Source organism: Leucobacter massiliensis (assembly GCF_002982315.1).
Taxonomy (GTDB): domain Bacteria; phylum Actinomycetota; class Actinomycetes; order Actinomycetales; family Microbacteriaceae; genus Leucobacter; species Leucobacter massiliensis.
Genome location: NZ_MWZD01000018.1, coordinates 83,154 through 95,418 on the forward strand (window position 1 = coordinate 83,154; position 12,265 = coordinate 95,418).

Sequence of the window (12,265 nt, forward strand, 5' to 3'; positions counted from 1 at the left end):
TGATGGTCCTATGCTGTGCCCGTTATACGAGGCACATGCGCATGAGTATCGATCCACGGCTCGGAGGACCATCTTGAAGACTCGGCTCGCTACGTCCGTCGCGTTGGCGGCGGCTCTCGCGCTCGGCATGACCGGATGCAGTCTCATCGCGCCTCAGGGCACCCTCAAGCCGTATGCCCCGAGCGACGGCATCGACCTCAATGTGGAGAGCGTCGACGTCCGCAACATCCTGCTGGTGCAGGACGAGTCGGGCGAGAACTTCAACGTCGTCTTCGGCGCCGTGAACCGGACGACCCAGCCGCAGCAGCTCGCCATCACCTTCGCGGGTGAGGGCGGGAAGCAGGCCCGCGCAGAGTTCACGATCCCGACGGGGAGCTCCTTGTTCGGCGACCCCGACGGGGAGCAGACCCCGGTGCTGGTGTCGATTCCGGGCCTGGAGCCGGGCGCGACCGTGCGCGCCTACTTCCAGGCTCCCGGAGCGGACGAGGTGGAGCGCGAGGTCCCCGTGCTGGACGGCACCCTCGAGGAGTACCGCAAGTACGTGCTTCCCGCGGACTTCAGCGAGAGCCAGGTTCCGCAGTCCGAGAAGGAGCTCACCGAGGCGGACGAGGAAGCAGACCAGTCGCGCATCGGTGACGACACCGAGGGGCAGTAGCTCCTCGAAACGGCACCGAGGGGCGGGAGCCCGTCGGAGCGGCCGACGGCCCCGGAGTCCTCTGGATTCCGGGGCCGTTTCGCGTCTCGGCCGAGGACTCGGCCGTCCGCACGATCCGCCGCGAGTCCCTAGCCGAAGCGGTAGCCGACGCCCCGGACCGTCGAGATGAGCTTGGGCTTGGAGGGCTCCTCCTCGATCCGCGCCCGGATCCGCTTGATGTGCACGTCGAGGGTCTTGGTGTCGCCGTAGTAGTTGCTGCCCCAGACCCGGTCGATGAGCTGGCCGCGGGTGAGCACCCGGCCCGAGTGGCGCATGAGCATCTCGAGCAGTTCGAATTCGCGCAGCGGCATGGTGATCTCCTCGCCGCGCACCTCGACGGAGTGACGTTCGGAGTCGAGTCGGATGCCGAGTTCGTCGAGCACCTGCGTTTCCTGCTCGGCACGGTTCTCCTCCTCGGGGCTGCCCGAGCGCCGGATCGCTGCGCGCACGCGCGCGAGGAGTTCGCGCGTGGAGTAGGGCTTGGTGATGTAGTCGTCGGCCCCGAGCTCGAGGCCGACGACGATGTCGATCTCGCTGTCCTTCGCGGTCAGCATGATGATGGGGACCTGTGAGCTCTGGCGGATGGTGCGGCACACTTCCGTGCCGGGCAGGCCGGGGAGCATGAGGTCGAGCAGCACGAGGTCGGCCCCGGCTGCGGCGAAACGCTGCACGGCCTCGGCGCCGTCGTCGACGACGGTGACGCGGTAGCCCTCGCGCTCGAGCAGGAAGGCGAGCGGGCGGGAGATGGACTCCTCGTCCTCGACGAGCAGGATGTGCTGTGCCACTACTGGGTTCCCTTCTGCGGCTGCGGCTGAGGCGCCGGCCTGTCGCCCGGCTCGGGCGCCGGCTCGGTGCGGGCGGTCTCTGCGGTCTGCCCGGCGAGGGCGCGCCGCGCTTTCTTCGCGCGCTTGCTGGTCTTGCTAGCGGCGGTGTCCTGGGGCAGCGGGAAGGTGAGCGTGAAGCTCGATCCGACGCCGGGCTGCGACCACACGTCGACGTCCCCGCCGTGGGCGCGCATCGTGTGGCGGGCGATGCTCAGCCCGAGGCCGGTGCCGCCTTCGCCGCGGGTGCGGGCGCCGTCGACGCGGTAGAAGCGCTCGAAGATGCGGCCGAGGTGCTCGGGCGCGATGCCCTCTCCCTGGTCGGTGACGGTGACGACGAAGCTCTTGCGCTCGAAGGACATGCCGACGCCGACGCGGCCGCCCTCGGGCGAGTGGCGGATGGCGTTGCTGAGCAGGTTCGCGACCGCCGAGCCGAGTGAGGTGCGCCGCCCCTGGATGATGGCGTCCCGCTGCAGGCCGGACTCATCGGTGATGACGAGTTCCACCCCGTGCTGCGCGGCGAAGGAGCGATGCGAGTCGACCTCGGCGCGCACGAGGTCGCGGAGGGAGACCGGCTCGCGGTCCTCGGGGCGCAGGGCGGACTGCGCCTCGGAGAGCTGGATGATGTCGCGCGAGAGCTCGCCGAGGCGGCGTGACTCCTTGACGAGGCTCTTCGAGAAGTCGCGCACGAGCTCCGGGGAGTCGGCGGCCTGCTGCACGGCCTCCGCGAGCAGGCCGATCGCCGCGATCGGCGTTTTGAGCTCGTGGCTGACGTTCGCGATGAAGTCGCGGCGCATCGTGTTGACCCGCTGCTCCTCGCCCAGGTCCTCGGCGAGGATCACGAGGAAGCGGCGCTGCAGCCGGACGATGTGGATCTTCACCGTGTCGGAGGGGTCGGAGGGGTCGGAGGGGGACGAGCTCGACGACTTCGCCGTGATCCTCGACGCCTCGCTCACCCCCGTGTACATCAACCCCGCCGCGCGCCAGGAAGTGCGTGTCGCGGATCTGCTCGTCGCTGATGTGCCGTGCGTGGCGCGCGGCGGGGTTGATGTACACGGGGGTGAGCGAGGCGTCGAGGATCACGGCGAAGTCGTCGATCTCGTCGAGGATCGCGGTGGCCACTTCCGGCAGCTCGGGCCGCATCTCCGCCGCGCGCCGCTCCCCGGCGCGCCTGGCTCCCTGGATCGCGAGCGCGGTGCCCGCTCCGACGAGTACCCCGAGGCCCGTCGACGCGAGCACGAGCAGTGTCGGATCCATGTCTCTCATCGTAGATGGGGGGTCTGCGGCCGCACGGTACAGTTCAACTGTTGTTCACCTGCCCGTGCGGCATGGTTCACCGGGGGCTTGCAGACTGGTGGAGGTGCGCGCCGGCTCCCGCTTCGGGGTGCGTGCGCGCGATACAGAGAGGAAACCGCATGCGTGAGGTCTTTCAGCAGTCGCTCCACGAGGTGCAGGAGCGCCTGGTGAGGATCGCCGAGCTCGTCGAGACGTCCATCGAGAACGCGACGAGTGCGTTCGGCAACTCGGATGTCGCCGTCGCCGAGCAGGTGATCGACGACGTCGCGGAGATCGAGTCGATGGCTGCGGAGCTGGATCAGCTCACGATCGACATCCTCGCCCGGCAGCAGCCGGTCGCCTCTGATCTGCGCCTGATCGTCGGCGCGCTGCGCATGAGCACCTCGCTGGAGCGCATGGGCGATCTCGCACAGCACATCGCGCAGCTCGCCCGCTACCGCTACCCGGAGAGCGCGATCCCGAAGGGCCTGAAGAAGATCTTCGTGCGGATGGGGGCTCTCGACGTCGAGATGGCGAGCAAGATCGTGGAGCTGCTCCGGCAGCAGGATCCCCGGCTCATCGACGAGGTCCGCGATCTCGACGACGATCTCGACGAGCTGCACGCCAAGGTGTTCGAGAAGGTCCTCAGCGACAAGCTCGCGAGCAACGCCGCCGGAGCGGTCGATGCGACGCTGGCGAGCCGCTACCACGAGCGTTTCGGCGATCACGCGGTGAGCATCGCGAAGCAGATGCAGTTCTTCCTGAGCGGTTCGCGCGGCTGAGCTGCGCGGGCGCCGCGCCATGCCGCCCCCTCACCCCAGGCTTCCCCCTCACCCCAGGCTCCCCCGAAAGGAGAAAAGCGCATCTCGGCATCGCGCCGGAGCATGTGTTTCTCTCCTCTCGGCGGGGGTGCCGGAGGGGCAGGGGCGGTGTGGGGGAGCGGTGGGGGCGCTGGCGCTAGGGTTATAGGGTGAAGCAACGCATCTACGATTCGCGCGCCCAGGACGTGATCGACTTCGCCCCGCGCGAGGCCGGCAGGGTCGGCCTGTACGTGTGCGGGCCGACGGTGCAGTCGGCGCCCCACATCGGGCACCTGCGCAGCGCCCTGGTCTACGACCAGATGCGCCGCTGGTTCGCGGCGAGCGGTCACGAGGTCACCCTGATCCGCAACGTCACCGACATCGACGACAAGATCCTCGAGGGCGCGAGGCAGCCCCGCGAGGACGGCACTCGCGAGGAGTGGTGGGCGCTCGCCTACCGGGTCGAGCGCGAGTTCACCGCCGTATACGACGCGCTCGGGGTGCTCCCTCCCACGTACGAGCCGCGGGCGACGGCGAACGTCGCCGAGATGATCGCCTTGATCGAGCGGCTGATCGAGCGCGGGCACGCCTACCCGGCCGCCGACGGCTCGGCGAGCGTCTACTTCGACACGGCGAGCTGGCCGGCCTACGGCGAGCTGACGCGGCAGCGGCGCGAGCAGATGGAGGACGCCGCCGACTCGGAGCCGGTGGGCAAGCGGGATCCGCGCGATTTCGCGCTGTGGAAGGCGCATCGCGAGCACGAGCCGCTCTCGGCGTCCTGGCCCTCGCCCTGGGGCCGCGGCCGCCCGGGCTGGCACATCGAGTGCTCGGCGATGGCGACGCGCTACCTGGGCGAGGAGTTCGACATTCACGGCGGCGGGCTGGATCTGCGCTTCCCGCACCACGAGAACGAGCTGGCGCAGTCGGCCGCCGCCGGTCACCCCTTCGCCCGGCACTGGATCCACAACGGCCTGGTGAACACCGGCGGGCAGAAGATGTCGAAGTCGCTCGGCAATTCGCTCTTCGCGGCGGATCTGCTGAGACGGGCGCGACCCATCGTGCTGCGGTACTTCCTGGGTTCGGCCCACTACCGATCCGTGCTCGAGTTCTCGGACACCTCGCTCGACGAGGCGGCGGCGGCCTTCGAGCGGATCGAGGGCTTCCTCGCGCGAGCGGCGGCGTTCGCGGACGCGCTCGACGACGAGGCGGCGACCGCGCTGCGGGCCGCGCTCGCCGCCGGGGAGCCCCGTGCCGAGGCACTGCCCGCCGCCTTCACCGCCGCGATGCTCGACGACTTCGCGATCCCGCAGGCGCTCGCGGCGCTGCACGGTGCCGTGCGCGCGGGCAACACGGCGCTCGACGCCGGCGACGCCGCCGAGGCCACCGCGCGTGCCCGTGAGACGGCGGCGATGCTGAACGTGCTCGGACTGCACCCCGCGGACGCCGTCTGGGCGGGCGGCTCCACCGCGGGGGAGGACGAGAGCGCGGCTGCCGCCCTCGGCGCCCTCGTGGAGCAGCTCGCCGCCGAGCGCGCGGAGGCCCGCGCCGAGCGGGACTTCGCGAGAAGCGACGCGATCCGCGATCGGCTGCTGGCCGCCGGCATCGCCCTGGAAGACACCCCGAACGGAACCCGCTGGAGCCTGACATGAGCAATAAGAAGAACCGCACGGGAGCCGTGCGCAAGAAGGGCCTGGGCAAGGCCGTCGGCTCGGGCGGCCAGGGCCGCCAGGCGCTCGAGGGGCGCGGGCCGACGCCGCGCGCCGAAGACCGCGAGTATCACCCCGCGCACAAGGCGAAGAAGGCGCGCGAGCGCTACGAGGCCGCGAAGCAGCGGCACGCCGCCGCCTCGGGTCGCGGAGGCTCGGCTGCCGGCCGTGCGGGGGGAGCGAAGAAGGATGACGCGGAGCTCGTCACCGGCCGCAACGCGGTGCTCGAGGCGCTGCGCACGGGCATCCCCGCCACCGCGCTCTACATCGCGGCCCGGGTCGAGATGGACGATCGCGTGCGCGAGATCCTGCGCCTCGCCACGAACCGGGGCGTCGCCGTGCTCGAGGTGATGCGGCCCGAGATGGATCGCATGACGGACCGCGACACGGTGCACCAGGGCGTCGTGCTGAAGGTGCCGCCGATGGAGTACGCGCACCCCCTTGAGCTGCTCGACGAGGTGGTCGACCGTGGCCAGACCCCGCTCTTCGTCGCGCTCGACGGCGTCACGGACCCGCGCAATCTCGGCGCGATCATCCGCTCCGTCGCCGCCTTCGGCGGGCAGGGCGTGGTAATCCCGCAGCGTCGCTCCGCCGGGCTCAACTCCGCCGCCTGGAAGACCTCGGCGGGTGCCGCGGCGCGGATCCCGGTCGCGATGGCGTCGAACCTCACTCAGACGCTCAAGGAGTTCAAGCGGCAGGGCGTGTTCGTGGTGGGTCTCGACGGGGGCGGCGAGGTGTCGCTGCCCGGGCTCGAACTCGCCGACCGGCCGCTCGTGCTGGTGATCGGCAGCGAGGGCAAGGGGCTCTCGCGTCTCGTGACCGAGCACTGCGACGCGGTCGTGTCGATCCCCATCACCTCGGCCACGGAGTCGCTGAACGCGGGGATCGCGGCGAGCGTCGCCCTCTACGAGGTCGCCAAGCTGCGTGCCTCGGGCGGCTCCGAACGCGAGGCGTGAAGCCCGGGCCCGAGCGGCGCGCCTCCGTCGCGCGGCGCGGGTGCGAGCCCGGCCGGCGCGACGCCGCTCAGAGCACCGTGAGCTCGGTGGCCCGCCACCGTCCCCCGTCGTGCTCGAAGCGCAGCGCGACCGAGCGGGAGCGCGGCTCCGCGTAGAGCACCACGGTCGCTTCGATGACGCTGGAACTCGGGCGGTCGAGGTGGGCCGGCCCGGGGCACGCGACGATCCGGCGCGCGTCGCGGTAGAGCGTCCGGCGCTCGGTGCGCGCGGCGCGGCGTTCGGCGAGCGCGGCGGCGACGTCCGAGGTGATCCACTGCCCGAGCTGTGCGACGGTCCGCGTGCCCTCGACCGCCTCGAAGGCGTAGAGCGCGAGCTTCTGGATGGTGATGGTCGGCGGCGGGGGGATGTCCGAGGCGGTGCCGGTGTCGAATGCCGTGCGGTCGAGGAAGCGCGCGGGATCCGGCACGGCGCGGAGCGCGGCGAGCCCGGCGGGTGCGGTGCGAGCGGGGCGCGGGCCCGCTGCGCCGGGAAGCGGCGTGGCGGTCCGGTCCGGCGGCATTCCGCTCCGGGAGGGCTGCGCGGAGGGCTGCGGGCGGTCTGGGCGGGGGCGCGACAGCGCGGCACTGGCGGGCATGTGGGCTCCTTCGTGGTCAGCACCGCCGCCGACGCTCCCACCCCTGGCCATGACCGCTCACCCGTGCTGCGCGGGACTCCGTGCTCCTTGTGTGTTGGGGTGCCCAGTTTATGAATGGGCTGTGGGGATCGGTCAAGTCACGTTGCGGACCTGTGGTTTCACGCTCTGGATCCGGCGGCCCCAGAGCTCTGGGCACAGGAGGCGGCCCGCGGCGCGGGTGGAGCGGCCGCCGGGCGCGCGACGGGAGGCGGGGAGCGAACTCCCGGCACGGAACACTAGGCTGGGGACGTGGCGACCCTGCGGAATCTGGCGATGAAGTACTCCGAGCTCGACGAGGCCGAGATCGAGTGGCTCGAGTTGCTCGCGCTCGACTGGCAGCTCCTGGCCGATCTGGCCCTCAGCGACGTGGTGCTGTGGGTTCCGACGGAGGACGGGGGCTACCTGGCGGTGGCGCACAGCCGCCCGGCGGGGTCCGTGACCCTCTTCTATCGCGACGTGATCGGCGATTTCCTCCGCGCGGACTGGCTCGAGCTCGTCAACGAGGCCATGGAGACCGGCAAGCCGGTGGCGTCGACCTCGCCCGCCTGGTACGAGGAGAATCCCATGCGCCTGGCGGCCTACTCCGTGAGCCGGAAGGACGAGAACGGCGTGACCCGCGGCCCCTTCGCGGTCGCGACCGTGCACACGAGCGTCGCCGACACCCAGAAGGCATCGCGCATCGGCGCCGCCTTCCGTGAGGTTGCCGACGATCTGTTCGCCATGATCCAGGAGGGGCTCTTCCCCTCTGCGAGCAGCTCGCGCGGCGGTGAACAGGGGGCGCCGCGCGCCTCCGACGGACTGGTGCGCGTCAACCCGGAGGGCATCGCGACCTTCGCGAGCCCCAACACGCAGACCACCTTCGCCCGTGTCGGCTACCGCGACGAGATCGAGGGAGAGAACTTCGCGGAGGTCATCGCCGAGATCGTGAAGGGGCAGTTCGACACGAACGAGTCGCTGCCCTTGATCGCCCAGGGCAAGGTCGCGAAGCGCGTGGAGGTCACCGCGCGCGGTCGCACCCTCACGCTCCGCTCCATCCCGGTGATCCGCGACGGGGAGAGGGTCGGCGGGGTCGTGCTGACCCGCGATGTGACCGAGCTGCGGCAGCAGGCGCAGGAACTCATCACGAAGGACGCGACGATCCGCGAGATCCACCACCGCGTCAAGAACAATCTGCAGACGGTCGCATCCCTGCTGCGGGTGCAGGCGCGGCGTGCGAAGAGCGAGGAGGCGAAGCAGGTGCTCGGGCAGGCGATGCGACGCGTCGCCGCGATCGCCGTGGTCCACGACACGCTGTCGAGCGGCCTCTCGCAGATCGTCGACTTCGACGTCGTGTTCGACCGGGTGCTCGGCCTCGCCGCCGAGGTGGCGAGCCTGCACAACACGACCGTGCACCCGCACAAGGAGGGCGAGTTCGGCGAGCTTCCCTCGGAGTACGCGACGCCGCTCGCACTCGCGCTGACCGAGATCGTGACGAACGCGGTGGAGCACGGGCTGGCCGGGCGCGAGGGCGAGGTGTTCATCCGCGCGGACCGCAGCGACGAGCGGCTCGCCGTCGAGGTGATCGACACCGGCACGGGCCTGCCGGGCGGAACCGTGGGCGACGGACTCGGCACGCAGATCGTGCGCACGCTCGTCGAGGGCGAACTCGGCGGCAGCATCACCTGGGGTCTCGACGAGGGCGGGGGGACGCGGGTGGCGATCCAGGTGCCGCTGCACTGGATCTCGGCGCAGACCCGCGAGATCCCCCTGCAGCGCTGACGGCCCGGTCGCCGGCCGCCGCCGACTCAGCGGCGGTTGCGCAGCAGCACCGCACCGCCCACGGCGAGGAGGAGCAGGCCGAGGCCGATCACGGTCGCGGTGATCCACCAGGCCGTGTCGAGCTCTCCGCCCCCGAAGGCGCGCTGGGCGGCGTAGCCGCAGAACGCGAGGATCAGTGCCCCCCACACGATCGGGGAGGTGCGCGGGCCGCGGCTGACGGGAGCCTGCGTCTCAGCGGGCTGCGGTCGCTCCCCGTTCGCGCCCTGCGCGGGTTTCGTGGTTTCGGTGCTCATCGTGCCATCTCCTCTTCGAGTTCTTTCAGCTCAGCGCGCAGCTCGTCGCGCTGATCTTCGAGCTGCCGCCGCTCGGCGGAACGCAGGCCGGGTTCTTCGAGCTGCCACTCCACGAGCGCGAGCCGGTCTTCGAGCCGGTTCGCACGCGCGCGGTCGGCATCGTCGAGGCGGCTGCCGCCGGATCGCGCACCGCTCTCGCCAGCGGGATCGTTCACCCGTACGTTTCCGGCGAGCAGGTACACGTCGATGTGGCTCGCGCCCGCGGTGTCGCCGCTCCTCGGAAGGTTCGCGGTGAGCGTGCGGCTGAGGAACGGGCCGGAGTTCCGGGGGCCGTCGGCGTTCTCGCCGATGTTCCCGGCGAGGACCCGCACGGTGACGACGACGGGGTGCTCCTCGGGCAGTTCGACGCGGACATTGCCGGCGAGCTGCCACAGCTGCAGGCGGTCGCCCTGGGCGATCGCCCCGCGCTGCCCGTCGAGTTCGGTGAGGTCGAGCGTCGACGAGCCCGCGATCATGGCGGTGCCGGGAGCGTCCGTGCCCACCTGCACGCTGCCGAAGGGCTGGAAGCGGGTGCCCCAGGGCAGCACCGCGGTGAACAGCAGCGCCACCACACCGCAGGCGGAGAGGAAACCGATCCAGTCGGTGTGCTTGCCGCGCACCCCCGCAACGATCAGCGAGAGCGCGAACACCGCGAGCGCGGCGATGAGCGCCCCGACGAGCGGCGCCGGCGCGGCACCCTCGAAGCCGGCCGGTTCGCCGGCCCCGAGCAACCAGACGGCGGTCACGCCCCCGGCGAGCAGCGCGAGCGCGAGTGTGAGCACCGTGTGAGCGACGCCGGGTTTGCGGGAGTCGTGCTCGGCCGCGTAGCGGGCGCTCCACTCGTCGGCCTGGCGGCCGACCTCCTCACCCCAGCGGCCGGCCTGCTCGCCCACGCGCTGGCCCCAGTCGCTCGCCTGCTGTGCGGCGCGGTGCACGAACTCCTCCGTGCGGTCCGCGAAGGGACTCCCGGCGTCGCTGGCGTCCTGCGCGCCATCCCCGGCGCCCGGGCCCGGGGTCGCCGCAGCCGCGCCATCGGGGGCTCCTCCGGCGGGAATCCGGTCCTCCCCGTCACCGGCGGCGCGACGCGGGTCCGTCGCGTCCTCCGCGCCGCCGGAGGCTTCCTCCGGCGCGGGGGATCCCGGTTCGCCGGCTTCCGGACGCGCCGCGTACTCACGGCCGCGGCGCAGCACCGCGCGCCGCAGCCACACGACGGCGAGCACGATGATGCCGATCCAGAACAGCCAGGCGATGGTGCGCGTGAGCCAGAGCGGAATGCCCATCGTCGCCCACAGATCCCAGCCCCACACCACCGGTCCGCCGAACAGCGGGGAGCCGCCGAAGATCATGCCGATGACGGCGGGCACCGCGAGCAGGGCGGTGAGCGCCACGGCGGTGACGATCGCCGCGCGGCCACCGGGTCCGTCGCCGCCCGTCGCGGCCGCGGCGGGCGGTGCCTCCGCGGGCGGGGGGCCGGCTGCGGGGACGGGCGCGGAGCGTGCCGGGGGCGAGCCGTCGGCGGCATCGGGGACTGCGGCGATCCGAACCGGCGGCGCGGCCGCTTCCGCGCGCGACGGTGCTCGGCGGCGGTGGCCCGTCGCGGAGCTGCTGCTCGGCGCCGGCCTGCTGCTCGTGGGCGCCGGCCTGGTGCTCGAGCGGCTGGGCGCGCGCCTGGATCTCGAGGTGCTGCTCCCCGCGCTCGCAGTGCTGGTGGGCGTGGGGCTCGCCTGGTGGCAGATCGCGGATCGGGATCGCCCGGATCGCAACCAGGTGCCGCGAGTGCTCGGCGCGCTGGCCCTCGTGGCGGTCGGCGTGCTCATGTTCTTCGTGACCTCGCGCGAGCCGAGTGCGTGGACGGTGATCGCTGCGGCGCTCTCCGTGCTCGCGGGGGTGGCCCTCGCGGTGGCGCCCTGGGCGCTGCGCGTCAATCGCGAGCTGCTGGCGGAGCGGGCGGCGCGCGCCCGCGAGGCCGAGCGTGCCGAAATCGCCGCGCACCTGCACGACTCGGTGCTGCAGACGCTCGCGCTGATCCAGCAGCGCTCCGAGCCGGGCAGCGACATCGCCCGGCTCGCGCGCGGTCAGGAACGGGAGCTGCGCGAGTGGCTGTTCCGCGGGGCCGACGGCGGGGCTGCGGCGCCGGCCGAGGCTGTCGACGCCGAGCTGCGGGCCCACGCGCAGGCGCTGGAGGCCGCGCACGCGGTGCGCTTCGAGATCGTGACGGTGGGTCTGGGAGACGGCGTGTCGGCGCCGGAGCCGATCGTCGCCGCGGCCCGCGAGGCCATGCTCAACGCGGCACGGCACGCGGGCGGCGAGGTCACCGTCTACGTGGAGGCGGCACGGGATCGGATCACCGTCGACGTCACCGATCGCGGTCCCGGCCTCGACCTCGGTACGCTGCCCGAGGGGCGCATGGGCGTGCGCGAGTCGATTCTCGGTCGCATGGAGCGTGCCGGGGGCACCGCCTCGATCGTTCCGGGCCCGGGCGGCTCGGGCACGGCGGTCCGGCTGGGCATCCCGCGGGAGCAGCAGAGCACGAAGGAGGAGTGATGGACACCGCACGCGAGCGCGAGGCGCCGATCCGGGTGGTGATCGTCGACGACCACCAGATCTTCCGCACCGGGCTGCGCGCCGAACTCGGGCCGGAGATCGAGGTGGTGGGCGAGGCCGCGAACGTCGACGAGGCGATCGCCTGCATCACCTCCGCCGCTCCCGAGGTGGTGCTGCTCGACGTCCACCTGCCCGGCGGCTCGGGCGGCGGCGGGGCCGAGGTGCTGCGGCGGCTCGCGGCGGAGCCGGAGCTGCGCGGCACGCGCTTTCTCGCGCTCAGCGTCTCGGACGCGGCCGACGACGTGGTGAGCGTCATCCGCGCCGGGGCACGGGGATATCTCACCAAGACCGCCTCGGGCGCCGAGGTCACCGCCGCCGCGATGCGGGTGCGCGACGGCGACGCCGTCTTCTCACCCCGGCTCGCCGGCTTCGTCCTGGACGCCTTCGGCGCCGGCGGCGGTGAGACCGCGGCAGCGGACGACGAGCTCGACCGGCTCTCGGCTCGCGAGCAGGAGGTGATGCGCATGATCGCCCGAGGCTACGCCTACAAGGAGGTCGCCGCCGAGCTCTTCCTCTCGGTCAAGACGGTCGAGACCCACGTCTCCAATGTGCTGCGCAAGCTGCAGCTCTCCAACCGCCACGAGCTCACCGCCTGGGCGCTGCAGCGGCGCCTGCTCTGAGGATGCGGCCGCGAGCCCCGCGCGGG

12 protein-coding genes are annotated in these 12,265 nt (G+C 72.2%); 7 read left to right on the forward strand and 5 right to left on the reverse strand.

Features of this window, described 5'->3' with window-relative positions:
* Nucleotides 1–73 precede the first annotated feature (73 nt).
* A complete protein-coding gene (locus B4915_RS11205) occupies nucleotides 74–655 on the forward strand; it encodes a DNA modification methylase (protein WP_105805907.1) in 582 nt (193 codons plus the stop codon).
* A gap of 128 nt (nucleotides 656–783) precedes the next feature.
* On the opposite strand, the gene B4915_RS11210 is transcribed toward B4915_RS11205, so the two are convergent.
* Together B4915_RS11210 and B4915_RS11215 are read right to left on the reverse strand one after the other, a co-directional pair.
* On the reverse strand, nucleotides 784–1,479 hold the full coding sequence (locus B4915_RS11210; RefSeq protein WP_105805908.1) for a response regulator transcription factor: 696 nt from the start codon (nucleotides 1,477–1,479) through the stop codon (nucleotides 784–786).
* Entirely contained in the window at nucleotides 1,479–2,483 is a 1,005-nt protein-coding gene (locus B4915_RS11215) for a sensor histidine kinase (RefSeq protein WP_245907464.1), read from the reverse strand. The genes B4915_RS11210 and B4915_RS11215 overlap by 1 nt, the downstream gene beginning before the upstream one ends.
* Before the next feature lie 447 nt (nucleotides 2,484–2,930).
* Here B4915_RS11215 and phoU point away from each other — a divergent pair, with 447 nt between their 5' ends.
* The 3 genes from phoU to rlmB all read left to right on the forward strand — a co-directional run bounded on the left by phoU (nucleotide 2,931) and on the right by rlmB (nucleotide 6,252).
* Nucleotides 2,931–3,572 (forward strand): phosphate signaling complex protein PhoU, encoded by a 642-nt coding sequence (phoU, locus tag B4915_RS11220; RefSeq protein WP_105805909.1) that lies wholly within the window; start codon nucleotides 2,931–2,933, stop codon nucleotides 3,570–3,572.
* A gap of 188 nt (nucleotides 3,573–3,760) precedes the next feature.
* Nucleotides 3,761–5,239 (forward strand): cysteine--tRNA ligase, encoded by a 1,479-nt coding sequence (gene cysS, locus B4915_RS11225; protein WP_105805910.1) that lies wholly within the window; start codon nucleotides 3,761–3,763, stop codon nucleotides 5,237–5,239.
* Nucleotides 5,236–6,252 (forward strand): 23S rRNA (guanosine(2251)-2'-O)-methyltransferase RlmB, encoded by a 1,017-nt coding sequence (rlmB, locus tag B4915_RS11230; protein WP_105805911.1) that lies wholly within the window; start codon nucleotides 5,236–5,238, stop codon nucleotides 6,250–6,252. The genes cysS and rlmB overlap by 4 nt, the downstream gene beginning before the upstream one ends.
* Before the next feature lie 67 nt (nucleotides 6,253–6,319).
* Here the strand turns inward: rlmB and B4915_RS11235 are convergent, their stop codons facing one another.
* Entirely contained in the window at nucleotides 6,320–6,886 is a 567-nt protein-coding gene (locus tag B4915_RS11235) for an Rv3235 family protein (protein ID WP_146120090.1), read from the reverse strand.
* Nucleotides 6,887–7,174: 288 nt separating this feature from the next.
* Between B4915_RS11235 and B4915_RS11240 the strand changes: the two genes are divergently transcribed.
* The gene (locus tag B4915_RS11240) at nucleotides 7,175–8,683 is read left to right on the forward strand and encodes a sensor histidine kinase (protein ID WP_281258211.1); all 1,509 of its coding nucleotides are present in this window, start codon (nucleotides 7,175–7,177) and stop codon (nucleotides 8,681–8,683) included.
* Between the two features lie 26 nt (nucleotides 8,684–8,709).
* On the opposite strand, the gene B4915_RS11245 is transcribed toward B4915_RS11240, so the two are convergent.
* Both B4915_RS11245 and B4915_RS11250 read right to left on the reverse strand, forming a co-directional pair.
* Complete coding sequence (locus tag B4915_RS11245; RefSeq protein ID WP_105805913.1) at nucleotides 8,710–8,976, reverse strand: hypothetical protein; 267 nt, start codon at nucleotides 8,974–8,976, stop codon at nucleotides 8,710–8,712.
* Nucleotides 8,973–10,403 carry a beclin/Apg6 coiled-coil domain-containing protein gene (locus B4915_RS11250; RefSeq protein ID WP_105805914.1) on the reverse strand — a complete coding sequence of 477 codons (1,431 nt, stop codon included), beginning with the start codon at nucleotides 10,401–10,403 and terminating at the stop codon, nucleotides 8,973–8,975. Before B4915_RS11250 ends, B4915_RS11245 begins: the two co-directional genes overlap by 4 nt.
* Between B4915_RS11250 and B4915_RS11255 the strand changes: the two genes are divergently transcribed.
* Together B4915_RS11255 and B4915_RS11260 are read left to right on the forward strand one after the other, a co-directional pair.
* On the forward strand, nucleotides 10,393–11,559 hold the full coding sequence (locus tag B4915_RS11255; protein ID WP_245907465.1) for a sensor histidine kinase: 1,167 nt from the start codon (nucleotides 10,393–10,395) through the stop codon (nucleotides 11,557–11,559). The two genes, B4915_RS11250 and B4915_RS11255, sit on opposite strands and share 11 nt — an antisense overlap.
* A complete protein-coding gene (locus B4915_RS11260; RefSeq protein WP_105805915.1) occupies nucleotides 11,559–12,239 on the forward strand; it encodes a LuxR C-terminal-related transcriptional regulator in 681 nt (226 codons plus the stop codon). The genes B4915_RS11255 and B4915_RS11260 overlap by 1 nt, the downstream gene beginning before the upstream one ends.
* The last annotated feature ends 26 nt before the right edge of the window (nucleotides 12,240–12,265 follow it).